General features: G+C 70.1%; 27 protein-coding genes and 1 tRNA gene. 11 read left to right on the forward strand and 17 right to left on the reverse strand.

All coding sequences use genetic code 11. The annotated features are described in order from the left end of the window. Positions 1 to 33 precede the first annotated feature (33 nt). A complete protein-coding gene (locus EO776_RS10225) occupies positions 34 to 1,017 on the reverse strand; it encodes an NOG1 family protein (protein WP_049930867.1) in 984 nt (327 codons plus the stop codon). A gap of 193 nt (positions 1,018 to 1,210) precedes the next feature. On the opposite strand from EO776_RS10225, the gene arcD reads away from it, so the two are divergent. The 3 genes from arcD to EO776_RS10240 all read left to right on the forward strand — a co-directional run bounded on the left by arcD (position 1,211) and on the right by EO776_RS10240 (position 3,666). Further along, the gene (arcD, locus tag EO776_RS10230) at positions 1,211 to 2,668 is read left to right on the forward strand and encodes an arginine/ornithine antiporter ArcD (RefSeq protein ID WP_094520912.1); all 1,458 of its coding nucleotides are present in this window, start codon (positions 1,211 to 1,213) and stop codon (positions 2,666 to 2,668) included. Between the two features lie 67 nt (positions 2,669 to 2,735). Next, positions 2,736 to 3,236: a DUF2240 family protein gene (locus EO776_RS10235; protein WP_176450702.1), complete on the forward strand. Its 501-nt coding sequence runs from the start codon at positions 2,736 to 2,738 to the stop codon at positions 3,234 to 3,236. Position 3,237: 1 nt separating this feature from the next. Beyond that, a complete protein-coding gene (locus EO776_RS10240; RefSeq protein ID WP_086219681.1) occupies positions 3,238 to 3,666 on the forward strand; it encodes a hypothetical protein in 429 nt (142 codons plus the stop codon). 44 nt (positions 3,667 to 3,710) lie between these two features. Here the strand turns inward: EO776_RS10240 and EO776_RS10245 are convergent, their stop codons facing one another. Beyond that, positions 3,711 to 5,618 carry a methyl-accepting chemotaxis protein gene (locus EO776_RS10245; protein WP_049930862.1) on the reverse strand — a complete coding sequence of 636 codons (1,908 nt, stop codon included), beginning with the start codon at positions 5,616 to 5,618 and terminating at the stop codon, positions 3,711 to 3,713. A gap of 338 nt (positions 5,619 to 5,956) precedes the next feature. Between EO776_RS10245 and EO776_RS10250 the strand changes: the two genes are divergently transcribed. Further along, entirely contained in the window at positions 5,957 to 7,252 is a 1,296-nt protein-coding gene (locus tag EO776_RS10250; RefSeq protein WP_086215374.1) for a DNA double-strand break repair nuclease NurA, read from the forward strand. 11 nt (positions 7,253 to 7,263) lie between these two features. Here the strand turns inward: EO776_RS10250 and EO776_RS10255 are convergent, their stop codons facing one another. The 9 genes from EO776_RS10255 to EO776_RS10295 all read right to left on the reverse strand — a co-directional run bounded on the left by EO776_RS10255 (position 7,264) and on the right by EO776_RS10295 (position 14,937). After that, positions 7,264 to 7,998, reverse strand: a complete 735-nt coding sequence (locus tag EO776_RS10255; protein WP_094520911.1) for a CPBP family intramembrane glutamic endopeptidase — start codon at positions 7,996 to 7,998, stop codon at positions 7,264 to 7,266. Positions 7,999 to 8,078: 80 nt separating this feature from the next. Further along, positions 8,079 to 9,365 carry a glucose-6-phosphate isomerase gene (locus EO776_RS10260; RefSeq protein ID WP_094495202.1) on the reverse strand — a complete coding sequence of 429 codons (1,287 nt, stop codon included), beginning with the start codon at positions 9,363 to 9,365 and terminating at the stop codon, positions 8,079 to 8,081. Positions 9,366 to 9,466: 101 nt separating this feature from the next. After that, complete coding sequence (locus tag EO776_RS10265; protein ID WP_049930856.1) at positions 9,467 to 10,567, reverse strand: DoxX family protein; 1,101 nt, start codon at positions 10,565 to 10,567, stop codon at positions 9,467 to 9,469. 97 nt (positions 10,568 to 10,664) lie between these two features. Next, positions 10,665 to 11,222, reverse strand: a complete 558-nt coding sequence (locus EO776_RS10270; protein ID WP_086215377.1) for a class I SAM-dependent methyltransferase — start codon at positions 11,220 to 11,222, stop codon at positions 10,665 to 10,667. 105 nt (positions 11,223 to 11,327) lie between these two features. After that, positions 11,328 to 12,470, reverse strand: a complete 1,143-nt coding sequence (locus tag EO776_RS10275) for an aminotransferase class V-fold PLP-dependent enzyme (protein ID WP_086215378.1) — start codon at positions 12,468 to 12,470, stop codon at positions 11,328 to 11,330. An 85-nt stretch (positions 12,471 to 12,555) separates the two neighbouring features. Next, positions 12,556 to 12,897 (reverse strand): thioredoxin, encoded by a 342-nt coding sequence (gene trxA, locus EO776_RS10280; RefSeq protein WP_049930851.1) that lies wholly within the window; start codon positions 12,895 to 12,897, stop codon positions 12,556 to 12,558. A 295-nt stretch (positions 12,898 to 13,192) separates the two neighbouring features. Then, entirely contained in the window at positions 13,193 to 13,477 is a 285-nt protein-coding gene (locus EO776_RS10285; RefSeq protein ID WP_049930850.1) for a translation initiation factor eIF-1A, read from the reverse strand. A 105-nt stretch (positions 13,478 to 13,582) separates the two neighbouring features. Further along, positions 13,583 to 14,329, reverse strand: coding sequence for an AAA family ATPase (locus tag EO776_RS10290; RefSeq protein WP_094520910.1), 747 nt, complete (start codon positions 14,327 to 14,329; stop codon positions 13,583 to 13,585). Between the two features lie 533 nt (positions 14,330 to 14,862). Then, positions 14,863 to 14,937, reverse strand: a tRNA-Val gene (locus tag EO776_RS10295). Between the two features lie 233 nt (positions 14,938 to 15,170). Here EO776_RS10295 and EO776_RS10300 point away from each other — a divergent pair. Next, positions 15,171 to 16,313 carry a M24 family metallopeptidase gene (locus EO776_RS10300; RefSeq protein ID WP_094520909.1) on the forward strand — a complete coding sequence of 381 codons (1,143 nt, stop codon included), beginning with the start codon at positions 15,171 to 15,173 and terminating at the stop codon, positions 16,311 to 16,313. Positions 16,314 to 16,371: 58 nt separating this feature from the next. Here the strand turns inward: EO776_RS10300 and EO776_RS10305 are convergent, their stop codons facing one another. Then, positions 16,372 to 17,760, reverse strand: a complete 1,389-nt coding sequence (locus EO776_RS10305) for an NAD(P)/FAD-dependent oxidoreductase (protein WP_094520908.1) — start codon at positions 17,758 to 17,760, stop codon at positions 16,372 to 16,374. Positions 17,761 to 17,955: 195 nt separating this feature from the next. On the opposite strand from EO776_RS10305, the gene EO776_RS10310 reads away from it, so the two are divergent. Next, positions 17,956 to 19,311: a sodium-dependent transporter gene (locus EO776_RS10310; protein ID WP_094520907.1), complete on the forward strand. Its 1,356-nt coding sequence runs from the start codon at positions 17,956 to 17,958 to the stop codon at positions 19,309 to 19,311. Between the two features lie 34 nt (positions 19,312 to 19,345). Here EO776_RS10310 and EO776_RS10315 read toward each other — a convergent pair whose 3' ends face one another. The 4 genes from EO776_RS10315 to EO776_RS10330 form a co-directional block, all read right to left on the reverse strand. Continuing rightward, complete coding sequence (locus tag EO776_RS10315; protein WP_049930842.1) at positions 19,346 to 19,999, reverse strand: AIM24 family protein; 654 nt, start codon at positions 19,997 to 19,999, stop codon at positions 19,346 to 19,348. Between the two features lie 123 nt (positions 20,000 to 20,122). Next, on the reverse strand, positions 20,123 to 20,788 hold the full coding sequence (locus EO776_RS10320) for a cytochrome c biogenesis protein CcdA (protein ID WP_007345107.1): 666 nt from the start codon (positions 20,786 to 20,788) through the stop codon (positions 20,123 to 20,125). Positions 20,789 to 20,804: 16 nt separating this feature from the next. Further along, the gene (locus EO776_RS10325) at positions 20,805 to 21,350 is read right to left on the reverse strand and encodes a TlpA family protein disulfide reductase (RefSeq protein ID WP_094520905.1); all 546 of its coding nucleotides are present in this window, start codon (positions 21,348 to 21,350) and stop codon (positions 20,805 to 20,807) included. Then, positions 21,347 to 22,042 (reverse strand): SCO family protein, encoded by a 696-nt coding sequence (locus tag EO776_RS10330; RefSeq protein WP_094520904.1) that lies wholly within the window; start codon positions 22,040 to 22,042, stop codon positions 21,347 to 21,349. The genes EO776_RS10325 and EO776_RS10330 overlap by 4 nt, the downstream gene beginning before the upstream one ends. 207 nt (positions 22,043 to 22,249) lie before the next feature. On the opposite strand from EO776_RS10330, the gene EO776_RS10335 reads away from it, so the two are divergent. Next, entirely contained in the window at positions 22,250 to 22,456 is a 207-nt protein-coding gene (locus EO776_RS10335) for a cold-shock protein (protein WP_004595330.1), read from the forward strand. Between the two features lie 215 nt (positions 22,457 to 22,671). Then, positions 22,672 to 23,379: a DNA repair and recombination protein RadB gene (gene radB / locus EO776_RS10340; RefSeq protein WP_086219108.1), complete on the forward strand. Its 708-nt coding sequence runs from the start codon at positions 22,672 to 22,674 to the stop codon at positions 23,377 to 23,379. A gap of 126 nt (positions 23,380 to 23,505) precedes the next feature. On the opposite strand, the gene EO776_RS10345 is transcribed toward radB, so the two are convergent. Beyond that, positions 23,506 to 24,645: a CBS domain-containing protein gene (locus tag EO776_RS10345; protein WP_094520903.1), complete on the reverse strand. Its 1,140-nt coding sequence runs from the start codon at positions 24,643 to 24,645 to the stop codon at positions 23,506 to 23,508. 126 nt (positions 24,646 to 24,771) lie between these two features. Here EO776_RS10345 and EO776_RS18980 point away from each other — a divergent pair, with 126 nt between their 5' ends. The 3 genes from EO776_RS18980 (at position 24,772) to EO776_RS10355 (ending at position 26,477) form a co-directional block, all read left to right on the forward strand. After that, a complete protein-coding gene (locus tag EO776_RS18980; RefSeq protein WP_176450672.1) occupies positions 24,772 to 24,912 on the forward strand; it encodes a hypothetical protein in 141 nt (46 codons plus the stop codon). A gap of 57 nt (positions 24,913 to 24,969) precedes the next feature. After that, entirely contained in the window at positions 24,970 to 25,653 is a 684-nt protein-coding gene (locus EO776_RS10350; protein ID WP_049930835.1) for an HAD family hydrolase, read from the forward strand. A 68-nt stretch (positions 25,654 to 25,721) separates the two neighbouring features. Further along, complete coding sequence (locus EO776_RS10355; protein ID WP_049930833.1) at positions 25,722 to 26,477, forward strand: hypothetical protein; 756 nt, start codon at positions 25,722 to 25,724, stop codon at positions 26,475 to 26,477. Positions 26,478 to 26,506 lie beyond the last annotated feature (29 nt).

The following is a 26,506-nucleotide window of genomic DNA, read 5'->3' on the forward strand; positions in this document are numbered from 1 at the left end:
TCGCGGTTCGCGACCGTCAAGCGCGTCGACCGACTACTCCCCGTCGCGGGTGGGGAGGTCGGGCTCGTAGCCGACCGCGTCGACGGCCATGTCGAGGACATCCTCGACGTTCTCGTCTTCCGTGACGCTCATCGTCGCGTCGACTGATTCCGCCTTGACGCCCTCGAAGCGGTCGTGTTTGTTCGCCACCGTGAGCAGCGGCACGGCCGCGCCGAACAGCTCGCGGGCCTCCTCGCGGAGTTCGAGCTGGACCTCGAGCGGGTAGCCGCAGTCGCCGGAGGGGTCGATGACGAAGATCACGGCGTCCGCGAGGTGTTCGAGGGCGCTCACCGCCTGCCGCTCGATATCGTTGCGCTCGTCCGCCGGCCGGTCTAAGAGTCCGGGCGTGTCGACGATCTGGTAGCGGATGTGGTCGCGCTCGAAGTGGCCGATCTGGACGCCCTTCGTGGTGAACGGGTACTCCGCGATCTGGTTCGACGCGCGGGTGACCCGGTTGACGAACGACGACTTGCCGACGTTCGGGTAGCCGGCGACGACGACGGCCGGCTCGTCCGGGTCCACGTCCGGCAGGACCTTCAGCTGGTCCCGGGAGTCGCCGATGTAGCGCAGGTCGTCTTCGATCTGGTCCATGATGTCCGCCATGCGGGCGAACGCCTGCTTCCGGTGTTTCCGCGCGGTGTCCACGTCGGAGTTCCGGACCTTCGTCGTGTACTCGTCGCGGAGGTCCTCGATCTGGCGGCTCGCCCACATCACCTGCGAGAGCGCCTGGCGGAGGCGGTCGACGTCGACGAGTGCGTCCGCGAGCTCGTAGTAGAACGGGTCGACGTCGAAGCCGAAGTCGGGCCACGAGGTGACGACGTTCTCCAAGTTGTCCGAGAGCACGTTGCCGGCGGTCCGTAGCATCGACTCCTGCGCCTCGTGGCCGCGCTTCGCGCGCCCGGCTCGCGCCGCCCGCGAGAACGCCTTGTCGACGAGCTCCTCGGAGCGCGGAGTCGTCGGGAGGCCCTCGAATATCATGTTACCCCGGCTTCGCCGCCGACGCGTATAAGAGCGTCCGTTCGCGGACCGCCGCGACACGGCGGCACACGGGCGGACGCGGCGGGTGCCGCGGGGCCTGCCGAAGCCGCTCACCGTAAGCGGCAAGATCTATCGCTATCTATCACACGCATATTTCGAGCCATACTTATGCTTCAAAGGAATACAATCGGATATGGCACGCTCGTTCACCCCGACGGCGTACGACGACCTGGATCCAGACCGCCGCCCGAGTCTCGCGGCGGCGCTGGTCCCGGTCCTCGCCGTCGTGGCGTTCCTCGGAATCGGCTCGGCCGTCCTCGGCCTCGACCCGCACCCGCCGCTGTTGTGGAGCATCGCCTTCGTCGGCGCGTTCGGCCTGTGGCTCGGCTACGACTGGGACGCGCTGTTCGACGGGATCGCGAACGGCCTCGTCATGGGGCTCCAGGCGCTCCTCATCATCTTCACCATCTACGGGCTGATCGCGACGTGGGTCAGCGCCGGCACGATCCCCAGCATGATGTACTACGGCCTGGAGATCTTGTCCCCGACGACGTTCCTCCCCGCGGCAGCGGTCCTCGCCGCGATCGTCGCGTTCGCCATCGGTTCCTCGTGGACCACCGTCGGGACGCTCGGCGTCGCCTTCGTGGGCATCGGCGCGGGGCTCGGCGTCCCCGCACCGATGACGGTCGGCGCGGTCCTCTCGGGCGCGTACGCCGGCGACAAGCAGTCGCCGCTCTCCGACACCACGAACCTCGCCGCCGGCGTCACCAACACCGACCTGTACGGGCACATCCGACGGATGCGGACCGGCACCGCGATCGCCTTCGGTCTCGCGGTCCTCGGCTTCGCCGCGCTCGGCCTCCGCACGAGCGGCGACATTCCCGCCGGCGAGATCGCGGCGATCCAGGGCGGTCTCACCGAGACGTACGCGGTCACCGCCGTCGCCTTCGTCCCGCTCGTCGTCACCTTCGGGCTGGCGCTGCGGGGGTACGCCGCGCTGCCGACACTCGTCGCGGGCGTGTTCGCCGGCGCGCTCACGACGATCCTCCTCCAAGGGACCGGATTCGTCGCCGCCTGGGAGATATTCATGTACGGGACCTCGCCGGAGTCGGCCTCTACGACCGTGAACGAACTCCTCGCGACCGGGGGACTCACCGGCTCCGCGTGGACGATCACGGTCATCGTCGCCGCGCTGTCACTCGGCGGCATCTTGGAGCGCACCGGCGTCCTCGCGGTGATCGCCCACGCGTTCACCTCGTCCGTACGGAGTCCGGGCGCGCTCGTCGCCGGAACTGGTGTCTCCGCGATCTTCATCAACGCCCTCACGGCCCAACAGTACATGAGCATCGTCCTGCCGGGCGTCACGCTCCGGAACACCTACGACGAACTCGGCCTCGACACCGACCAGCTCTCGCGCGCGGTCGAAGCGGCCGGGACGCCGACCGGCGCCCTGATGCCGTGGCACGCGGGCGCCGTCTTCATGGCGAGCGCCACGGGCGTCCCGACCATCGAGTACGCGCCGTACTACCTGTTCGCGTTCCTCTCGCCGTTTGTGCTGTTCGTTATGGCCGGGACCGGCCTCACGATCGACGCGGATCCGACCTCGGCCGACGCCGACCCGGCGGAGACCGCCGCCCCCGGCGACGACTGAGTCCCGGGATCGTCCGGTCGCCCCCGGGTTCGACACGTTTACGCGCCCGCCGGGCCGTTCGTCTCACATGAGTCTGGAGGTCGCCGTCGCCGCCCCGTTCAAGGCTCGGGCACAGGACCGGCTCGGGCAGGGGGAGTTCGTCGTCGCGCTGTCGCTGGAGCGCGAGTGGTTCTCGCCCGACCAGGCGAAGCGGCTCGTCGACGTCGCGCTCGGCCGCGGCCTGCTGGCGTCCGAGGACGGCGATCTGGTCCCGCAGTTCGACCCGGCCGAGGTGACCGTCCCGGAGGGGTTCACCCCGGACGAGTCGGTCCTCCGCGAGCAGTCCACCTTCGAGAGCGCGCTCGACGCCGTCGTCGCCGCGGGCGTCGAGAAGCAGCGCGCCGTCGCCGCGATCAACGAGCGTCAGCGGGCGCTGGCGGTCACCATCGAGGCCGCCGCGGTCCTCTACGCCCGCGAGCAGGGCGTCGCGGTCGACCGCCTCGCGGTCGACGTGCGCGAGGAGCTCGCCGCCGAGGCGGGCGACGCGGGAGGCGATCCGACCGACGCCGACGACTCGGGGGCGGCGTGAGATGGTGACGGACCGACTCGCGGACGGCGTCCGGATCGCTCAGCTCCTCGCCTCCGAGGTGACGGGGAACGAGAGCCGGCTCCGCGGGCTGACCGTCGCCGACGCCGACCCCGACGTCGAGCCGACCGCCGACGGCGCGCTGGCGTACCGGATCGTCCGCGAGCGCGACGGCTCGCCAGACGGGGACGCGTCCGCGGAGACCGACCCCGACCCGACCGTCGCCGAGGTGTACGTCCAGCCGGACCGCGCGCGGATCGAAGCGGTCGCGGCCCCGGACGCGGTCGCGGACGCGGCGAGGGAGGTCGACCTCCGCGTCCGGCCGAAGGCGGTCCGCCCGCCCCGGACGCTTGTGTTCGTGGAGGACGGCGCGGGAGTGAAGCGCGCGCTGGCGGTCCTCGAAGCTGTTCGGAGCGAGTCGGACGATAGATAGCCGGGCAGCGCCGAACCGCGGAAAAACGTCTCGTCGCCGCGCGTCTACTCGCGCTGGCCGCCGTCGCCGACCGCCGCGCTCGGGCCGGGGCCCGACGCGGGACCGGTCCCGCCGCCGGAGACGTCGAAGTCCCGGACGAGCGAGCCGAGCCGCTCCGCCTGCTCCGCGAGCGACCCGGCCGCCGTCGTCGCCTCGCTCATCGCGGTCAGCTGCTCGTCAGCGGCCTCGGCGACCGCGTCGGCCTCGTCGGCCGTCGACCCGCTGATCTCCGCGACCTCCTCGGCCATCGAGACGGTCTCCTCAGTGCTGGCCGCCTGATCGTCGGTGGCCCGGCTGATCTCGCGGATCCCCTCGTCGGTCTCCGCGGCGTTCTCCGACACCCGCGCGAACGCGTCCGCGGCGTCCTCGACGGCGTCGGCCCCGGCGGCGATGTTCTCCTCGGCGCTCCGGACCGCCTCGACGGTCCCCTCGGTCTGCGACTGCGTGGCGCCGATGAGCTCCTCGATCTCGGTGGCGGCGTCCTGCGTCTCCTCCGCGAGTTGCTTCACCTCGTCGGCGACGACCGCGAACCCGTCGCTCCCGCCGCCGCTGCCACCCGCGCGGGCGGCCTCGATGTTCGCGTTCAAGGCGAGCAGGTTCGTCTGCTCGGCGATGTCGCCGATGAGGTCGACGATCTCGCCGATGTCCTCCATCCGGTCGTCGAGCTGCTGGACGGTCCCCGCGGCCGAGTCGAGCGCCTCGCGCGACTCCTCGACGCGGCCGATCGCCGCCTCGGCGGTCTCCTCGCCCTCGTCGGCGATGTCGGCGGTCTGCTCGGCGACCGAGACGACCGTCTCGGTCGAGGAGGCGACCTCCTCGATCGTCGCCGAGAGGTCGTTCATCTCGTCGGACACCTGCCGCAGCATCTCGCGCTGCTCGTCGGCGCCCTCGGCGATCTCCGTGACCGACCGGCTGACGGCCTCGCTCCGGTCGGACGCGGTCTCGACGCCGTCGACCGTGTCCGCGCTCGCGGTCGACACGTCCTGCGCGAACGACCGCACCTCGCCCATCGCCGCGTCGATGTCCTCCATCATCTCGTTGAACGCCGCGCCGATCTGCGCCATCGCCTCGCTCTCGCTCTCCGCGTCGAGCCGGACCGTGAGGTCGCCGTCTGCCGCCCGGCCCATCGCGGCGCTGTAGTCGTCCGCCTTCGTCTCGAGGTGGCTGTTCAGCCGCTCGACCTCCTCCCGGCGCTCCTCGACCTCCGCCTTCGCCGCCTCGACGTCCTGGATCTCCGCCTGCTTCCGCTCCGCCAGTTCCAGCTGCTCGCGCGCCGCCTCGCGCGACTTCTCGATCGAGTACCAGTTGACCATCAGCGCGCTGGCCAGCGCGAGGACGAAGACCGCGTGAATGCCGCCCCAGACGATCGGGTTCTGTATCGCCGCGGTGTGGTTGTAGACGAGACTCGAATCGATGAGGCTGAACGCGCCGTGGCCGACCGCCACGTACACGACGCCGACGGCGAACGGGAGCCAGTCCTCGTACAGCGCGAGCACCCCGATAAACACGAAGAAGCTGAAGTGCGCCTCGATGTAGCCGCCCGACAGCTTGACCATCGCCATCGAGACGGTCATGAGGCTGAACGCGGAGAGCACCGTCCGCTGGCGGCGGCCGAGCCGCGACCAGCTTGCCAGCGCGCCGGTGCCGAGGATGACGGCGACGAACCCGCCGAGCATCCACAGCGGCGTCGCCGGAATCTGCGCGCCGGTGAACGACTCCGTCCCGTTGTAGAGGCCGAGCCCGATCAGCAGCGGCACCTGGACCGCGATCGAAATCAGGATGTTCCGATGCCGCGGGCTCCACATTTCCTCCGGCATCGAGGTGCCGTCCGGGATGTAGCGGATCACGTCCCGCACGCTCTCCGCCAGCCCGCCCGATCCCCCCGCGTCCACGCCGGTCGCAGTCTCTGCCATGGGCGACGATTGTCGCACGGTATAAAAACACGTCGCCTCCAGATATTATCGCTGATACCGTCTCTCAGGTCCTGAGACGCTGGTAATTAAGCCGCTGAGTGATATCGCGCTGACACAATTTACCCCACGACGTTGCCGATTGTTCGGCGATGATCGAACACGTTCGTCCCGGCGGGCGGAATGACCTCATTGAGTGGCACGAACTTCACCGGACGGAACCGGTTTCACTGAGCGAACTCCCGCCGAGTGAACCCCCGCTGAGCGAACTCGCGCCGGGCGCCCAGGTCGTCGACCGCGCGGCCGACGCCTTTTATATTGGTCCGGCCCGCCGTACGGTCGTGACGCTCGATCCGATCCACGTCGAGAACATCGCCCGGCTCGCGTACGGCATCGGCGGCGACGTGGACGCGACGGACCACGACGACCTCGCCGAGCGCGTCTGGCGGGAGTGGCTCCCCGAACTACGCCGCGACGGCCGGGTCGTGCTCGCGGCGCTCGGCGACCACGAGCGCCATCGGGCCGCCATCGACGACGTGGCGCTCGCCGAGCGCCCGTTCGAGGCGGTCCACGGGCTCGACTCGGGGACGATCAACCCGACGACGTTCAAGAACGGCCTCGTCGTCGACGTCGCCCACGCGGCGATGGCGAGCTCGCCGACCGACCTCGACCTCCACCGCGACCGCACCATCGTGGCCACCGTCCACGCCGGCGACTCGACCGCCGGCTTCGACAGCGAGTGGACGCGCCGCGACGAGGGCCACACCAAGCAGCGCGTCCTCCACGTCCCGCGGGTGAACCGCTACGCGGAGCGGGTCGTCCACGCGCTCGCCTTATACCTCGCGGAGGGGACCCACGCGCTCGACCACGCGGACCGGGTGGAGGACCTGCTCGTCCTCGACGGCCCCATCTACCCGAAGGAGCTGTTCACGTGGGCCGACCGCGACCCGGAGCTCGGCGCGCTCGCCCGCGAGGCGAAGCCGCGAGCGGTGATCGAGAAGTACGTCCGCCTCGTCGAGCGGTTCGTCGAGCGCGACGTGCCGCTGGCCGGCTTCGTGAAGAACCCCGCGAGCGGCACCGCTGTCCGCGCGCTCTCGCGCGCCGGCGTCGAGTCGCCGTGGCCCGACGACACCGCGCTGTTCACCCGGCTGTTGGAGCGCCGCGAGCCGTACGGGGCCGCCGGCGACGGAGAGTTCACCGACGACGACCGGGGCGCAGAGCGCGGCGCGCGGCTCGACGACGACCTCACGTTCACCACGTGGTTCCGCAGCCGCGGCGGCGCGGACGCGCCGATGGCCGCCGACGGCGACGCGCTCGGTGTCGACCGCGAGCTCGACCCCGAGCTGTACGAGCCCACGTTCATGGTCGTCTACGACCCGCGGACCGACGTGACCTACAAGCTGGAGGCGCCGTACGCGTTCACCCGCGACGCGGGGACCCGCGAACGGCTCACCCGGCAGGTGGTCGCCGAGGTGGCGGCGACCCGCGGCCCGCCGGAGCCGGTCGCGAAGGCGGACGCGCTGGCGCGCATCTCAGCCAGCGAGAAGGCGGCGCTCCGCCGGAAGTTCGAGGAGCGGCTCGGCAGCGACCAGCAGGCGACCTACGACGACCTGCGGTGGGGGAAAGAGACGTACTGAACCGGTGCCCCTCAGAGGGCCTGCGCGAGCAGCACCGCGTAGGTGACCGCGTTGTAGATGCCGTGGACCAGCCCCGGCACCACCACGTTGTCCGTCCACTCGTAGAACGCGCCGAGGACGGACCCCAACACGACCACGATACCGACGTACGCCCACTGCTCGACCGGCGTCCCCGAGACCGAGGGGAGGTGGATCAGCCCGAACGCGAGGCTCGCGATGAGCACCGCGGGGACCGCGTCGAACGCGCGGCGGACGGTGCCTTGGACGACGCCGCGGAACAGCAGCTCCTCGACCGGGCCGACCACCGCGAGCGACACCGCGATCATCGCGAGGTAGTACGGGACGGGGTTGCCGGCGGGGACGACCGCCTGATTCTGCCCGGTCGAGAGGCCGACCTGATCGAGCGCGAACAGCGCGCCGTACTGGAACGCGAAGAGGGCGATACCCCCGCCGACGATGATCGCCGCTTCGCGGGCGTCAGGGCGGGAGATCCGGGCGAGCGTCCACTGGTCGGTGATCGCGAGGTAGCCGGCGACCGCGATCGCGAACCCGACGAACTGGAGCAGCGTCTGAAGGAGCTGGTAGCCGGTCGTGCCCTCCGACACCAGCCCGAGGGAGGCGGCCAGCTCCGCGCCCGGCGCGGTGATCGCGCTCGCGACGAGGAGCGCGAACACGATCGCGAACAGGGCGCTCGCGACGCGGAACACGCGCTGGCCGACCGCCGAGGCCGAGAGGTCGTCGCTCATTACAGTGAACACGACTCGCAAGGGCTTTAGACGCACCGGAAGGGGATCGGCGCCGACGACGTCCCCACTCGCAGAGCAGATCAGTCTATTCGCAGCTCGCGCTTCTCCGCGACCGCCTCGGCCTCCTCGAAGTCGCCGCCGCCGAGCAGCCCGCGGGCCGCCTTCTTGCCCCATTCGACGGCGGGCTGGGTGAACGTCGAGACGCTCGCGAGCTCGCCGTACAGCACGCAAGCGGCCTCCATCCCGAACAGGAGTTCGCCGAGCGCGCGTTCGTCGACGCGGTCGATCTCGACCCGCACGTTGGGGACGTCGGCGGCCGCGAGGCTCGCCTCAGTCGCCTCGAACTCGGCGTCGAGCAGGCCGCCGAGCGACGAGCCGCCGAGGTACGCGAGCCCGTCGAGGTCCGTCTCGGGGATCGGCGCGTCGGCGCGCTCTGTCGGCCGGACGAGCGTCACCAGCTTGTCGGGTGGCCCGGCGCGGTACAGCTGGAGCTGGGAGTGTTGATCGGTCGCCCCGAGCGCGCGCGCCGGGGTCTGCCCCAGCCCGTCCTTCCCGAGGCTCTCGGCCCACAGTTGGGCGAACCACTCCGCGAACGTCTCCAGCGACTCAGCGTACGGCATCACGGCGTTGGTGAGCGCGCCCCGCTCCGCGAGCGCGTACGTCGCCGCCCCGTAGGCGTACGCGGGCGAGTCGTACAGCGACCCGGCGAGCGCGTCCATCCCGTCGCGGCCCCCCGCGAGGACGGACTCGACGTCGTGGCCCTGGAGCGCGGCGACAGCGAGCCCGACCGTCGACAGCGCCGAGAAGCGCCCGGGGACGCCGTCGGGCACCGGGAGCGACGGAAGGTCGTGGCGGTCGGCCAGCCGGCGGAGGTTCCCCGACTCGCCCGTCGTGACGAGGGTGCGCTCGGTCCAGTCGACACCCGCGTCGGCCATCGCCTCGCGGACGACGAGAAAGTTCGCGAGCGTCTCCGCGGTCGTCCCCGACTTCGACACCACGTTGACGACGGTGTCGTCGAGCGGGAGGTCGGCGAGGCGGCGCCGCGTCTCGTCGGGGTCGACGTTGTCGAGGACGTACGCGTCCACGTCGCTGTCGAGGGCGTTCGACAGCGTCGCCGCGCCGAGCGCGCTGCCACCGATCCCGACCGTCAACACCGCCTCGGGGCGGTCGAACCCCTCGACCGCGGCGTAGATCGCGTCCGGGTCCGCGGTCTCGGGGAGCGTCAGGGCGGCGTACCCGAACTCGTCGTCGGCCATCCCGGCCGCGATCCGCTCGTGCGCGGCCGCGACGCGGTCGTCGAGTCGGTCCAGCGTTGCCGTCGTGAGCCCGGGCGTCGTCGCCAGGGCGTTGCCGAGGTCCACTCGCATACCTCCCTCACCGCGCGAGAGTAACTTAAAAGCCGGCGGGGGGTCGCGGTCGCGGCGCCCGCCCGCGGTCGTGGCCCGTCACGGACGAGCACCCGTCGCGGTCAGTCCGCCGCGACCGCCGAGTCGTCGCCGTCGAGCGCCGGCCGACCGAACCAGTAGTCGAACGCGAGCGGGCCGGAGCCGAGCGTGAACACCGCCGACGCCATCCCGAACAGCGCCACGTGCGCGAGGACGGGATCGTCCGGGAGCCCGAACAGGGTCGTCGTGAACAGGACGAACGAGAGCGCGGCCGCGCCGCGGGTGAAGAAACCCGCGATCAGCGCGAGCCCCACGGCGACCTCGGTCACCCCCGCGCCGACGACCCACAGCCCCGGGTCGACCGGGACCACCGCCGTGAGGTCGTACTTCTCGACGACCTGGAGCGCGCTCGCGGGGTCGGCGAGCTTCTGAATGAGGCCGAGGTAGACGAACGAGACGCCCATCCCGACCCGGAGCACCGCCGGGACGTAGCGCCGCAGCGGGGCCGTCGACTCGTCGAGGAACGACTTGAGGTACTGGACGGGGTCGACCCGGCCGTAGTATGAGCCCGGCGTGCTCGCGACCGCCAGCAGCATGTCGTCGGCGCTCGGGCGGCCGCCGCCGAGGATCAGCAGCGCGAGGAACACCGGGACGTACTCCACGGCGAGGAAGACGAGGGGGTCGACCGCGAGGAACACCCACGCGTACGTCAGCAGGCCGACCGTCGCGGTGATCCGCGTCGCCAGCCCGAAGAGGGTGAAGAACCCGAGCCCGATGAACAGCACCCGGAGGAGCGGGCTCGCCCCGGTGTCGAACGCGAGCGTCGGCGCGAAGAGATACCCCTCGAAGCCGGCGCCGACGAGCGGGAGCCCGACGGCGAGGCGGAGCATCCACGGGACGAGGTCGGCGTACCCGGCGAGCTTTTCGCGGAGGACGACGATGTCGACGATCGTCGGTCGCACCCAGAGGTACGCCGCGATGCCGACGAGCCCGAGCGCTCCGGACCCCGCGAACAGCGCCGCGTTGAACGGGTCCGAGAGCACCTCGACGACGAACGCCACAGCGTCGAGCGGGTCGCCGGAGTCCTCGGTAACGTAGTCGACGTGGGCCGCGGCCGGTCGCGCGGCGAGCGTCGCGAACATGGCGAGCGCGGCGACGGCTACCGATCGGTGACGGACGGACATACCCCTCGTACGGGCTGGATACACCTAACGGTATTTCTTCACGAACGTTCGAATGCGACGGTGTGGCGGCGGTTTCGGACAGATACGGGACGGTCGTTTAGGGTGCCCGCGCGACGACGCCGAACGTTTCGGTCCGCGTCTCGGCGCGCTCGATCTCGAACCCGGCGTCGGCGAGCGTTTCGCGCGCGTCGCGCGCAGCGAAGCGCTCGTCGACCGGCGGCCCGTGGTCGCCGTCGCCGTCGGCCGACCAGTCGAACACGACGAGCCGCCCGTCGGAGCGGAGGACGCGGGCGAGCTCGCCGATCGCGTCCGGACTCGCGAACTCGTGGTACGTCATCGTCGAGCACGCCCCGTCGAGTTCGCCGTCGGCGAGGGGGAGGTCCGAGACGTCGCTCGCGACGAGGTCGACGTTCTCCGGGAGCCCCTTGTCGCGGTAGTACTCGTGCATCTCCGACTGGACGTCGACGCCGTAGACGGTCTCGGCGTGTTCGGCGACGGCGTCGGTGTAGAAGCCGGTACCGCTGCCGAGGTCGGCGACGACCGCGGCGCCGACCTCGACCAGCGGGCCGATAAGCTCCTCCGCGGAGACCCATCGGTAGCGGCTCGGGCGCTCGAGCTGCGACGCCTGCTCGGCGTCGAACGTGTGGAATCCCATGGGCGGTATTGCGCGTCGAGTACTAAAACGCGTCCGGTCGAGGCGCGTGCGACTGAGCCGACGCGACCCCGCGACGTGGAACGGGACGGCGACCCGTCCCGCCGGTCACCACTCGGGTTCCAGCGCGTCGAGGAGCCGGTCGACCTCCGCCTCCGTCGAGACGGCGTGGACCGACACCCGGATCCCGTCCGGGTGCGGGAGCGACCGGACGACGATGTCCCGCTCGCCGAGTCGCTCGACGGTCGCCTCCGGGTCGTCGACGTCGATCGTCACGAGCCCGGACTCGAACGCCCGCGGGCTGAGGAGTCGGTCCTCGGGGACGCCGTCCTTGAGCCGGTCGGTGAGCGCCTCGATCCGCGCCTCGATCGCGTCGAGGCCGACCGCCTCGATGGCGTCGAGCGCCTCGACGAGGCCGACGTGCGCCGCCGCCGTCGTCGTCCCGACCTCGAAGCGCCCTGCGGCCGGCTTGAACTCGATCTCGTCGCCGGTCGGGTCCTCGACGCCGCGGTAGCCGACCGCGTGGGGCGCGAGATCGGCCGCGGCGTCGCGGTCCACGTAGAGGAATCCGGCGCCCCACGGGCCGAGCGTCCACTTGTGGCCGGCCGCGGCGACCGCGTCGGCGCCCCACTCGCTCACGTCCATCGCGCCCTGCCCGGGCGACTGAACCGCGTCGACGAGGGTGAACGCGCCCGCGTCGTTCGCGACCTCAACGAGGTCGGCGACGGGGAGGCGGGTGCCGTGGGTCCACGTGATCGCGCTGAAACAGACGAGCCGGGCGTCCGCGACCGCCGCTGCGTACTCGTCGCGGTCGACGCGGCCCGCCTCCGTTTCGAGGACGCGGACTTCGACGCCCTCGCGTTCGAGGCGCTTCCACGGGAGGACGCCTGCCGGGTGTTCGAGATCGGTCCGGACGACCACGTCGCCCGGTTCCCAGTCGATCGCGCCGGCGACGCGGGTGATCCCGTCGGTCGTGCTCTCCGTCAGCGCGACCTCCTCGGGGTCGGCGCCGACGAACGCCGCGATCCGCTCGCGAACGCGGTCGTACGTCTCGAACGCGTGGCCGTACGGGTCGGTGGTCGCGGAGCCGTACTCGTGCTCCTCGATGAAGGACCCGGCCGCCTCGACGACGTACTCCGGGCTCGGCCCGTGCGCGCCGAAGTTGAAGTACGCCGCGTCGCCGAGGGCCGGGACGTCCGCGCGGAGCTCTCTCGGGGTCATACCGTCGTCGTCGAGTTGGATCGTTCTCATGGTGTCGGTTTCGGCGACTCGGGCCGCGATGGCCGGCGCGGTCCCGCGTCTCGGGTGTTCAGTGTGTGACGCCTGTCGGACCGATTCAGGCGGTGTGTTCGCCGACCGCGTCGGTCAGCGCCTGCTCGCTCTGCGCGCCGACCATACGCTCAACCGGCTCACCGTCGGCGAACACGAGCAGCGTCGGGATCCCCTGGACGCCGTACTCGCCGGCCAGGGCCTGGTGGACGTCGACGTCGACCTTCAGCACCGCCGCGTCGGTGTCGCTCGCGACCGCCTCGACGGCGGGCTCCATCATCCGGCACGGACCGCACCAGTCGGCGTAGAAGTCGACGAGAACGACATCGTTCTCGGCGACTCGGTCGTCGAACGCGTCGGCGTCGTCCAGCTGGATCGGTTCTGCGGGAGCGGCTTCTGTCGAACTCATACCACTTGGTACACGCCCGGGACTGATAACGGTTTTGGATATAGACCACAATACTACACACTACGGAGGATGAGCCGGAGCGACTCGGCCGCCCCGGCCGCTCTCGATCGGTCCCGATTCCGGCGGAATCGGTGGCCGTCGCCGTACTGACCGTATCTTTCCGCCGGCCGGTTCGGGGACCGAGACGACCCGCTGCCGGGTCGCGGCGTAATCGAGAAGAGCGGCGAGAGCATCGATCGGTGACAACACAACTGCGCGTCCGGGGCGGTCCGCTCGCCCGACGAGTCGGGCGTCGCTACTGGATGTGGCCTTCGCGGCGGAGCTGGTCGGCGTCCTCGTCATCGTACCGCCACTCGACGTTCGCCTTCTCGTCCTGCCAGTCCCACGGCTCGGCGAGGACCACGTCGCCCTCGTTGATCCACGTGCGGTACTTCATGCGGCCGGGGATCCGGCCGAGTCGTTCCTCGCCGTCGGCGCAGCGCAGTTGGACGTGGTTGCCGCCGAGGTGTTCTGTCACTACGGCGAACACTTCGTCGTCGTTGGGCATGCGGAGGTTCTTCCGCCCGGATTCTTCGCTCATACCTTCCGTTGTGCGCTCGCCCGTATAAGTGATTGGAGACGCGTGTGTGCGCCCGTCACGCGATCCGTTCGCACGACGACGGCGCCCCGGAGCGCCGGACCGAACTCACTCCGCGTCGGTGAGCGTGGTCGACCGATCGTCTCCGTCAACGGTCGAACCTTCGACGGCCGTACCTTCGCCGGTCGCGTCGCCGTCGGTCGCGTCGTACCCGGCCGCGTCACCGTCGGTCGCCCGCTCGCCGAACGCCGCGTCGACCTGCGCGAACGTCTCAGCCTCGGTCCCGGAGTTGTCGACGACGACGTGCTCCGACGCCACCTCGTCGAACAGCTCCTTGAAGTGGAGGTGGATCTCGAAGTCGGCGTCGCTGATCCCGTCTCGGCGCTCGATCCGGCGCTCGACGACCGCCTCGTCGCAGGCGACCTCGACGAGGTCGAACTCGGCCGCGGCCTCGGCGGCCGTCTCCCGGGCGTCCGCCCGGAACCGGGCGTCCGCGAACGTCGCGTCGAGGACGACGGCGCCCCCGTCGCCGACGTCGTCGCGAGCGCGCGCGAGCAGTTCGGCGTAGACCGCCTCGGTCTCCGCGTCGGTGTACTCCGGGTCGTCGAACAGCTGCTTGCGTATCACGTCGGTCCGCCGGATCCGCCCGTCGACGTGGTCGGCGATCCGCTCGGCGACGGTCGTCTTGCCGACGCCGGGCAGCCCGCAGACGACGACCAGTCGCCCGGTCGACGCGCCGTCGTCGGCGACCGGGGCGGACGAGGTCAGCGACGCCGGATCGAAGGAACCCGCCGTTTCACCGCTCGAAGCGGGGGATTCGGTTCGGTCCGACGGTCGACCGCCTCGGTCACTCATCTACCGCTATTCTCCGGGGTGAGGTAAAAGAAACTTCTCATTAGCCACCCCCGACCGACGCCGTGAGGCCCCCCGGCTCGCGGCGGATCAGGACCCCTCGACGTACCGCCGGATCAAGCGTCCGTCCCGGGTCGTCCACCGATAGCCGATGGAATTAATCGAGTATCGTTGCGAGAGCAGCGACGAGCAAGGCGACGATGGTTCCGACGAGGAGGCCGGAAGCCGCGGCCATAGTCACAGAGAGGTACAGTGACAATCCGGTTACCGCCACGACCGCGACGATTACAACCGGGAGTTGTAGCGCAAATCGGGAGCCGAATTCGGAGGTGGCCTCGGATCGGAAACTTATGCTCGGAGGGAAGAATCTCTGCTCAGAAAATCTCCCCGAGCGACGGGTTTGCGATCACAGTCTGATGACTCGTTCAGTGTTCAGTTAGACAGAGTAACGCACTGCCTCCGCTGAACTCGTCGCTATATCGTCCGGTGATTACATCCGGGACTCCCGCAGTCGTGTGGTATCGGCCGCAAGAAAGTGGGTTGGGGCGGATTTGAACCGCCGGCCTCCTCCATGTCAAGGAGGTGTCATAACCGGACTAGACTACCAACCCGAAGGGGCTTACTGACGCGTCTCGTCGTTTCCGTGGGACGTAATTGAACCTTTCGTTTCGAACCGCCCGCGGGGCCGGCCCGGCGGCTCGATCGGGAGACAGCGCGGCGACGGTCGCGGCCCAGGCGGGTCGTCGGTCGGTGTCGACCGGACGGCGGGTACGGAGCGGTCGCACGGCGTCCGCGCGCAGACGGCTTCCGACCGGTTTTACCCGTTCGGCGACAGTCCGTCCGTATGGTCGACCTTGCCGCCCGCACGGACAGGCTGGACGCCTACCTCGCCGAGCGCGGACTCGAAGCGGTCTGGTTCGCGCGGCCGAACGGGTTCGCGTGGCTCACCGGCGGCGACAACGTCGTGGACGCCGACGCGGCGACGGGCGTCGCGGCCGCTGGCTACGACGGCGAACTCCGCGTGATCGCCGACGACATCGAGGCGGACCGGCTCGCCGACGAGGAGCTTCCGGACGCGTTCGCGGTCGAGTCGTTCCCGTGGTACGCCGACTCACTCGCCGCGGCGGTCGCCGAGCGGTCGCCCGAGCCCGCCGCCGCGGACTTCGACGTGTCCGGCTTCGAGGCGGTCGACGGGAGCCGGCTCCGACAACCCCTCACCGACGACGACGTCGAGCGGTACCGCGAGCTGGGTCGGGAGGTCGCGGCCGCCGTCGAGACCGTCTGCCGGAACCTCGAACCCGACGACCCGGAGTACGAGGTCGCGGCCGGCATTGACATCTCGCTCGCCTCCCGCGACGTGGACACGCCGGTCGTCCTCGTCGGCGGCGCGGAGCGAGCGCAGGCGTTCCGCCACTACACCCCGAGCGACGCCGCGCTCGGCGACTACGCGCTCGTCTCGGTCACCGCGGAGCGGGCGGGGCTCTACGCCTCGATGACGCGGACGGTGGCCTTCGACGCGCCGGACTGGTTCGAGGAGCGACACCGCGCCGCGGCGCGCGTCGAGGCCACCGCGATCCGAGCCACCGAGGCCGCGGCGGCCGGGACGCTCGTCGGAGGAGACGGTGACGCCGGGTCCGCGGACGCCCCCGACGCCGCCGGTGACGTGTTCGAGGCGATCCGAGAGGCGTACGACGCGGTCGGCTTCGCCGACGAATGGGAGAAGCACCACCAGGGCGGCGCGGCCGGGTTCGCGGGCCGAGAGTGGATAGCGACGCCCGACGGCGACGAGCCCGTCCGGTGGCCGATGGGCTACGCGTGGAATCCGACGGTCCGAGGAACGAAAAGCGAGGACACGCACCTCGTCGCGCCGGACCTGACGGAGCGGCTCACGAAGACCGGTCGGTGGCCAACCCACGAGACCGAACCGGTTGACGTGGCGGGGATCGACGCGGAGCCGGTGGAGCTGGCGGCGCCCGTGATCCGGTAGCGGGACCGGTCTCGTCGGGGGCAGCGCCGCCGGCGACGCGGTCGACGGCGTCCGCGGGTCAGTACACGTACTCGCTCTCGTCGATGCCGACGTACCCCTTCTTCACCCGGCGCTTGTTCCACTTGTAACCGACCAGCAGCTTGAGCGACTCCCACCCGGAGCGGTACGGCTGCGAGAGGAGGTCGTCGCCGGTCTCGGCGGCGAGCATCGCGTCGGCCGCGCCGATGACGCGGTCCCAGTCGGCGGGCTCGTACTCCGCGACCATGTCGGCCATCGTCACGTTGCGGACGACCTCGTCGCCGATCGCTTCCTTCCAGCGGCGGTTATACGAGGCCAAGTCGCCCTCGGCGGCGAGTTCGCCCGCGATCGCGCCGGTTCGGACCGCGACGTGATCGCCGCCCTCGTGGAACGCCGACGTGGTCCCCATCGCGCCGCCCGCGACCGCGATGCCGGCCTCCACGGGCGAGTCGATCGGCCGGGTAGACGAGATCGGGTACGTCTCCGTCCCGCCCCGCTTGCCCGCGTCCTCGACGAGCGGGAACTCCTCTTCGATGTCGTACTCCTCGCCGTACTGCCACTCCAAGAGTCGGCGGATGTACTCGCCGCCCTGCGGGATCGACTCGTCGTCCTCGCGGAGGAGGGCGTACTCCGAGGCGTCGATCTCGTCGATGTCGAGGCCGATCGGCATCGTCAGCCCGACCCGGCAGACGCGGTCCGCGTTCGGGAAGATCCACGGGTACGCGGTCTCGCCCGGCATCACGCCCCACCAGAAGACGAGCGCGTCCTCGACCTCCTCGAACACGTCTTCGGGAACGCGCCGATACTCCTGATACGCGATGTGGTTGGCGGTCCGGGAGGCCAACCGCTCGGAGGCCTGCGCGTCCGCGGGCAGGTACTCGTCGAGGACGCGGTTCGTCACCGTCCGCTGCGGGCCGTCGGTGAGAACGACGAAGTCGGCGCCGACGGTGCCGCCGTCCGCGATTTCGAGCGTGTGGCGCGGATCGCCGTCGGCGGGGCCCACCGAGAGGTCAGTGTTGACGCCGCGGACGGAGGTCCCGACGCGGTACTCGGCCCCGGCCTCCTCGGCTCGGTCGCGGAGCCAGTCGTCGAACCGCGCCCGCTGGAAGGTGTAGCCGAACTTGTCGTACGAGGAGTCGATGCCGGTGGAAGTGAGCGTCGCCGACTCGTCGGGCCCCCGGAACTCGGCGCGGTTCAGCTCGCGTTGAATTACTCCGTCGTCGAACTCGTCGGGGTGGATCCCCATGATGTCCACCCAGTAGTCCAAGATCCCGGCCGCGTCGGTCGAGTCGGGACCGAGGCCGTCGCGGTCGGCCCGGGGGACCCCTTTCTCGACGACCAGGGCGTCCGCCCCGCCGGTCGCGGCCGCGTGCGCCGCGGACGACCCGGCCGGCCCGCCGCCCACGATCGCGACATCTACGCGTTCCATACCTCGTGAGGTCCCTGTCCGGCTATTAAATTCACGGTCCCCGATGCGGGTCCGACCGGCCGACGTGTCGACGGACGCACGGCGGCGAACGTTCGTTTCCGGGCCGGTGACCGATTGATCATGTTCGATTATCAGCAGTAAGCGGCCCAGAGAGACACGTTTTTATCGGGGAGAGGGATTTCATCCAGCACACCAATGGCACGCGAGACGTGGGCGACGCGGGCGGGGTTCATCCTCGCCGCGGTCGGGAGCGCGGTCGGGCTGGGGAACATCTGGCGGTTCCCGTTCATCACCGGCCAGTACGGCGGATCGTCGTTTCTGATCACCTACCTCGCGTTCGTCGCGCTGATCGGGTTCCCGGCGATCCTCGTGGAGTTCGTCATCGGGCGCCGCACCGACCGGAACCCAGTCGGGGCGCTTCGGGAACTGGGCAGCGGCGTCTGGTCGTCCGCCGGCTGGCTGTTCGTCGTCACCGGCTTCATCATCCTCTCGTACTACAGCGTCGTCGCGGGGTGGTTCCTGCGCTACACGCTCATCGGGATCACAGAGGGGTTCACCGTCGCCGACCCGGCGGCCGCGGACGCGCTGTACGAGTCGGTCTCGACCGGGCTCGACACCCTCCTCTTCCACGCCATGTTCATGCTGCTCGTCGTCGGGATCATCGCCGCCGGCGTCAGGCGGGGGATCGAACTGAGCGTGAAGGTGATGGTGCCGGCCATACTCGTCCTGCTCGTCGGACTGGCCGCGTACGGGTTCACCCTCGACGGCGCGAGCGCGGCGTACGCCTACTACCTCTCGCCCGACTTCGCCACAATCGCCGCGAACTGGACTGAGATCCTCCCCGCCGCCGCCGGACAGGCGTTCTTCACGCTGTCGCTCGGGATGGGCGTGATGATAACGTACGCCTCCTACCTCGGCGAGGACCGGAACCTCGCGGCCGACGCCGGGATCATTGCGGCGCTGGACACGCTCGTCGCCGTCCTCGTCGGCTTCGTCGTCTTCCCCGTCCTCTTTTCGATCGGGATCGAACCGGGCGCCGGCGGCCCGCGGACGATCTTCGTGAGCCTCACCGCCGCGTTCGCGGGCATTCCCGGCGGCCGGATCCTCGGCGTCGTCTTCTTCGGCATGGTCGGGATCGCCGCGCTCTCCTCCGCGATCAGTATCCTCGAGGTGCTCGTCTCCTACCTCATCGACGAGGTCGGTGTCGCCCGGGTGCCCGCGTCGGCCGCGCTCGGAGCCGCCGTCTTCCTGCTCGGCGTCCCGGTCACGATCGACTCGATCTTCCTCGGCCTGTACGACGGGCTCGCGGACGGGATCCTGCTCGTCCTCGGCTCGCTGCTGCTCGCGCTGTTCGTCGGCTGGGTGATCCCGGACGTCGGCCGCGAGGAGCTCAGAAAGGGGATCGCTGACGGCGCCGGCCTCGACGCAGTCTGGATCTGGGCGGTCCGGGTCCCGATCCTGATCGTCGTGGTCGTCGTGCTGTACCTCGGCGTCGTCGACTACGTCGGCTTCCTCACCGACGACTTCGCCGGCTGGCTGGCGGCGCGATAGCCCCGGGCTACCGGGCTGACTTCCCGTCGCCGCCTCAGACGTGTTCCTCGCGCGGCTGGACCACGACGAACCCCTCGCCGCCGAAGCGCATCTGGTAGCGCTCGCCCGACTCCTGGCCGATCATGTCCGAGAGGCTGCGGTTGACCTCCACGTCCGGCGACGTGCCGCTCCACGCGACGGTCGCGCTCGGGTCGGTCGACACCGGCGGTTCGAGGACGATCGGGTCGCCGTGGGTGGTGATCGCGACGTAGCCCGGCCCCTCGAGATAGACGTTGCTGAAGCCCCCGGCGAGCGCGCCGGCGAGGCTGTCGATCGTGTTGATCTCGTAGGAGAGCGACTCCTCGAAGGCGAGCACGTCCTCGCCGTTGACCGTGATCGACTCGCCGGCGTCGAGCTCGACGACTTGGACCTTCTTGCCGTCGTCGGCGAAGTAAACGTGGCCCTGCCCCTCGACGGCCATGATCGGCGTTCCTTCGCTCGTAGCGGCCTCCTTGAGGAACCCGGTGATACCGCCCTCCGCGGAGGCCTTCCCGGTGAAGGACACGTCGCCCGTGAACGCCACCATCGAGCCGGCCTTCGCCATGACGGTGCCGTCGACGTCGACGTCTAGGGTGTAGCTGTTCTCGCGCTGGAACGGTTCCGCGCTGTCGGTCGGTGCGTTCGCGGCGGTGAACTCGTCTAGGTTCATGATACGGGGACCGAACCGATCGGTTCGGCTGTACGGAAGTTCCGCTGTATCGGTTAAGAATCTACGGGACCCGTTTCGGGGAGCGAGACGCGGCCCGTCCGTGTTCGGGAGACGAGTCCGGCCTCAATACACGACCAGCGAGAGGTACAGCTGGCCGATCCCCGCGACGATCATCACGGCGCCCGCGATCCGCTTCAGCAGTCCCGCGTGGTTCATCACCCGGTTGGCGTTGCTGACGAGACCGACGCCCGTCGCGACGGTCGTCGCGGCCATCAGGACGGCGACGGTTCCGGCGTAGACGGCGAGGAGGAGTACCGCCGTCTCGGACGGGAGCGCGATCGCCCGGGCGACGACGCTGAGAAACACCGGGGCCACACAGCCGGCGCCGGCCAGTGCGTACCCCGCGCCGAAGACGCCGAACCCGAACACGCTCGACCGCCGCTCCGGCAGCGGCACGGATATCGACGGCGCGCGCCCGGAGACCACGAGCAGTCCGAAGGCGATCAGCAGCCCGCCGACGAGCGTCTCGAACACCGTGATGTTCGACAGCGTCGAGTAGCCGATCCGGACGGTCGCGCCCGCGAGCAGCGCGAACGTCGCTAACACGCCGACCGCGGCCGCGATCCCTCGAGCCCCCGCCCCGACGACGGACGCGGAGTCGGCGTCGACGGAGTTCACGTAGAAGCCCACGTATCCCGGCAGGAGCGGGTACGCGCACGGCGAGAAGAACGTTGTCACACCCGCGGTCACGGCCAGCGGGACGTTTGTCGCAAGCGAGACGTCGGTCATGAGTCGGGTCGCCCCGTCATCCGTCGAGCGCCTGCCGTATACCCTCGATGAACTCCTCGGTGGTGTGGGTCCCGGACGTGGCCCAGCGGACGCGCCCGGAGGCGTCGACGGCGCGCGCGCTCGGGTAGCTTCCGACGTTGAGTCGCGCCGCGAGTTCGGCGGAGACGTCGGCGGCGACGAGCCAGTCGCCGTCGTTCTCCCGCCACCAGTCGGCCACCGTCTCCTCGCTGACCGCCTCACCGACGGGCTCCGTCGTCACCGACACGAACAGCACCTCGTCGCCGATCCGCTCGTGCGCCTCCGCGAGGGCCGGCATCTGCTCGGCGCAGGGCGGACACCACGTCCCGAAGAAGTCGACGAACGTCGGTCGGTCCGGGGCGGGCAGCGTCACCTCGCCATCGCGGCTCCCCGGCGCGTCGACCGTGTCGAGCGTTATCGGCTCGACGAGTTCGGGCGCGTCGCTGCCACCGAGCGCGTCCGGTACCCCGCCGGTCGCGACGGCCCCCGCGCCGCCGAGGACGCCGACGCTCGCGAGCCCCGCCAGGAGGTGCCGTCGCCTCACGCCGTGACCACCCGTCGGAAGTCGTCGACGACCCGTTCGACGTCGGTGGCCGGCCCGCGCGGGTACGCCCGCTCGACGATACCCCGCTTGTTGACCAGCAGGATGAGCCCGTAGTGCGGGAACGCGTACTCCAGGTTCTCGTACTGTTCGCCGTCCGTCTTCTCGATCTTGAGTCCGAAGTTCTCGTCCATCAGCTCCACGCCCGCCTCGTAGCTCTCCGGGCGGAGGAAGTGCCAGTTCCCGGCGTCGAGGTCGACGCCGCGCTGCCCGGCGTACTCGCGGAGCACGTCCGCCGTGTCGCGCTCCGGGTCGAAGGTGAGCGGGAGGAACGCGGCCTCGTCGCCGAACCCCTCTTCGGCGGCGACCTCCTGAACGCGGCGCAGCCGGAGGATGAGCGCCGGACAGACGCCGTCGGGGCAGTTGGTGTAGAAGGACGTCCACAGGAACGCGCGCTCGCCCTCGAACTGCGTCGTCGATATCTCCTCGCCCGCGATCGGGTCGGGAACGGTGAACTCGGGCATCTCGTCGCCGTGGATCGGGTGGACCGGCTCGCCGCGATTCTGTTCCGGCGGGCCGAGGATCGTCCCGTCGTCGCCGGAGTCGCCGAGGACGCCGGCGCAGCCGGCCGTGGCGGTCGCGCCGGCGGCGGTTCCGGTGGCGGCGAGCGATCGGAGGAAGTGGCGGCGCTCCATGTCGTTGCCCGAACTACGTAGTCGCTCGTAAATGAACCCCGCGGCTGGTTGCGCGCGGTGAACACGACCGCGACCGCCGCAGACCGGCGAGACGCCCCTGAGAGACGGCCGTACACGGAACATCTCCGATAGACGAACATCCGGAACCTCCGTGGTACCGTGGCCCTCGCAAGGGTTATCTCCGAACGGGCTGTACGTTTATTCGCAATGGCAAACGGTAAGGTTGATTTCTTCAACGACACTGGCGGCTACGGTTTCATCTCGACTGACGACGGCGACCTCGACGACGACGAAGACGTGTTCTTCCACATGGAAGACGTCGGCGGCCCGGACCTCGAGGAGGGTCAGGAAGTGGAATTCGACATCGAATCGTCCCCCAAGGGACCCCGCGCGACGAACCTCGTCCGCAACTAACCCCCACGTAGCGGACAGCGCGTCCGCACGCACTACCGGATTTCGGCCGTCGTTCGACGCGAATGGCGCCTATCTCCGTTTCTCTCACACTTATCACACCCCGACGAGCGCCGGCTCTCTCCGACGGGGAGTGACTCATTTCGATGTGGGACGGCGCTCTCCCGACAGCGACGCGATCGACCGTTTAAATACGAGCGCGGGCAGATCACTTCACAGTGAGCGATCCGATCCCGACCGGCTGTCGCCCGGTCGACGAGCTGTTGGGCGGCGGCTTCGAGCGCGGCGTCGTCACGCAGGTGTACGGGCCGCCGGCCGCCGGGAAGACGAACCTCGCGCTCGCGGCCGCGGTAGAGGTCGCGGCCGGCGGCGACCGCGCCCTCTACGTCGACACCGAGGGGCTCTCGATCGATCGGTTCGAGCAGCTGGCCGCGGGCCGCGCCGACGACCCGGACACCGACGAGACGGTCGATTCGATCGCCTCGCGGCTCGTGATCTCCGAGGCGTACGACTTCGACGACCAGCGCGAGGCGGTGCGCGACGCCGAGGAGCTCGCCGAGGAGGTCGAGCTGATCGTGTTGGACTCCGCGACGGGCTTCTACCGGCTGGAGCGCGCCGGTGACACCGAGGGCGGCGAGTCGCTCCGGAAGGTCGCGAAGCAGGTGACGCACCTCCTCTCGTTAGCCCGCCGTCACGACATCGCTGTGATCATCACGAACCAGGTGTTCACCGACCCGGACGGCGACCGCGACCGCGCGCTCGGCGGGAACACCCTCAACCACTGGACCGGGGCCATCCTGCGCGTCGACCGGTACCGCGGTGGGAACCGCCGTGCCACCCTCGAGAAGCACCGGTCGAAGCCGGCCGGCGACACCGCGACCTTCCGGATCGTCGGCGACGGACTCGCCGAGGGCTCGGACGCGTGATCGGCGGGGAAGAATGAGACGCAGCGACGGAAACGCACGCCGGAGACGGTCCCGTCCCGGCGGTGCGGTCGGGGTCTGTCGACGGCGACGCGAAGCGCGCGTCCGCCGTCGCGGGTCGCTACCGACTTAGAGGTCGCCGAGCTTCCGGAGGAGCTGGCCGCGGTATTCTTCGTCAGCGTTGACGCCCTTGATCTCCAAGACGTTCCGCTCCAGCTTGTCGAGCGCGACGTGGAAGGCGTGTTCGGCGCCGTACCCCTCGCCGGAGCCGCCGACCTGACCCTCGTTGGTGCGGAGGCGGATCTGACACTGGATCAGGGGCGTGCCGCGGAGCTTCTCCTTGTGCGCGTGGAGTCGGACGTGCGCGTGGATGACGTGCATGTCCGCGTACTTGTCGGCGACCTGCTCGATGGACTCAACGATGTGTTCGCGGGAGGTCCCCTCCAACAGGTCGACGTTGGTGATCTGGACGTCCATCGAATCCTGTTCGGTGAACGTGAGCGCGCGCAGCACGTCGGTCTTCGTCACCATCCCGGCGACGGTGTCGACGCCCTCGGGCGTGACGACGAGCCCGGAGACGTCGTTGTCGAACATGCGCTCGACGACCGCCTGGGCGGTCTCGTCGTTCCGCGCGGTGACGACGGGGCTCGACATGATGTCGTAGACGGGGATGTCGAGCATCCGGTCGATGTCGCCCGCGCGGTCGCCGCTGCCCTGTCGCTCTTGGTCGCGGACGACGAACTCCACGATGTCGTTCGTGGTGACGACGCCGACGAGGTCGCCGTCGTCGCCGAGGACCGGCAGTCGGGAGACGCCGTTCTCGCGGAGGCGGTTGATGGCGCGCCCGACGCTCTCGGTCTCACCGATGCCGATCACGTCCTCGGTGGCGATCTGGCCGACGGTGATCGCGTCGAGGCTGTCGAGGACGGCCTCGAGGATCTGGTCGACCGTGACGATACCGAAGAGCTTCTCGCCCTCGTAGACGGGCGCGATCTTCACGTCGCCCTCGACGAGGAGCCGGGCGGTCTCGCGGACGTCCTCGTGACGGTCGACGGAGGGCGCCGGCTTCATTACCGCCGACACCTTCGTGTCGTCCTCCATGCGCGAGCGCATGAGCTGTTTCTCCCCGACGACCCCGGCGTACTCGCCGTCCTCGACGACGACGATCCCCTTCGGGTTCTCTCGCTCGAAGATAGAACGGACCTTGGCGAGACGCTCGTCGACGTCGACCTCGACGTATTCCGGCACTGCGATATCAGAGATGTTCATGGTCCGTTCTGAGAGTTCGACGGGACGGGTATTGAAAGTGCGGGAGTCATCGCGCTCGCCGGGGGCGGTCGTCAGCCGCGCGCAATCCGCCTGAAGGTATTTGAGCGTCGACGGCGAAGCGATCCCGTGAGGCTCTCGACCACGCTGATCGCCGTCGGCGTCGCGCTGATCGTGATCCCGCTCCCGGTACCGATCCCCTTCGTCGGCGTGATCGTCGGTGCGCTGGCGCTGCTCGCCGGGCTCTTCCTCCGGCTCTTCGGCGTCTGAGGCACCGACCGGCCGACGTGTGAAACCTTTTTGCCCGTTACCCACCCACGGCGATGCGTGTACGACGCCGTCGTCTTCGACAACGACGGGGTGTTGGTCGGGCGGACGCCGTTCGACACGCTCCGCGAGGCCGCCTGGGACGCCTTCGTGAGCCTCGGCGTCGAAGACCCGGACCTCGCCCACGTCGACGACGTCGCCGTCGGGGTCGACCCCGCCACCCTGGCCGACATCTGCGAGCGCTACGGCGTCGACCCGGCGGAGTTCTGGCGGGTCAGAGACGAGGTCGCGTCGGCGGCGCAGATCGACGCCGCCCGGGAGGGACAGAAGACGCCGTACGACGACGTGGACGTCGTCCGCGCGCTGGACGCCTCCCTCGGCGTCGTCTCCTCGAACCAGCAGGCGACCGTCGACGCGCTCTTGGACCACTTCGGGCTCGCGGACCACTTCGAGGTCGCGTACGGCCGCGACCCCTCGGTGGCCAGCCTCTCGCGGAAGAAGCCCTCGCCGTACTACATCGAGCGCGCCCTCGAAGACCTCGGCGCCGAGACGGCGCTGTTCGTCGGCGACAACGAGTCGGACGTGCGCGCGGCCGACAACGCGGGAATCGACTCCGCGTTCCTCCGCCGCCCTCACCGCCGGTCGACCGAACTGGACTGCCACCCGACCTACGAGATCGACGACCTCCACGACCTCGTGAGCATCTGCGGGCGAGCGCCGCCCGACGCCGACGGCGGGATCTGATTCGGCGTGTGACTCGCGACGGCCGCGCGATCAAAACGGACATGTGATCGGTCCCCGAAGCGCGAGCGATGCCCTCGCCCTCCGCGAGTCAGCCCCTCGACACAGACGCATCGGACGTGCGGTCCGTCGTCGCTCGCTACCGCCGGGCGGAGCGCGCCGTCGGCTGGACCCTCGCGCTGCTCGTCGTCGTCGCATTTCTCGCGGCGGTCGTCGCCATCTCGTTCTGGCCCGGCGTGGCGGTCGGCGCCGTCATCGTCGTCGCGCTCCGCGTGCCCGTGTTTCGACGGCGCGGCTCGACTCGCCTCCGGACGGACGCGTCGCCCGGAGCGGTCGTCCGGCGGTTCGGGTCGGCGAGACCGCCGAACCTCGCGTTCCAGTGGGGCGTCGCCGACGAGGTCCGGAGCGCCGCCGACACGGCAGCGTCGACCGACGCCGCTACCGACAGAAGCGCGCCCGGAACGGACGCAACCTACGAGTTCTCGTATCTCCTCGGCCTCAAGTCGGTCGAGCTCGACCTCTCCGTCGACGTGAGCGGGAGGGACGCGGTCGACGACGCCGCGGTCGGCGAGAGCGATTCCGACCACCCGCCGGTCGCGACGGTCGAGATAGAGGGGACGGCGGACGGTCGGCCGTGGGCCTCGTACGCGGCGACGGTCCGCGAGACGACCGACGGCGGGACCGTCGTCGACCTCGAACTGCGACCGACGCGCCGGTTCGGCCTCCGGCGGCTCCCGCAGGGGCGGGTCGCCGAGCGGTACTACGCCGAGGCGCTCGCCGCGCAGGGGTACGAGGTCGTCGAGCGGTCGGTGTCGATGACGCGGTGAACCCCGGTAGGACAACGGGACGAGCCGTC

It is taken from the genome of Halorubrum ezzemoulense, assembly GCF_004126515.1.
GTDB classification, from domain to species: Archaea; Halobacteriota; Halobacteria; order Halobacteriales; family Haloferacaceae; genus Halorubrum; species Halorubrum ezzemoulense.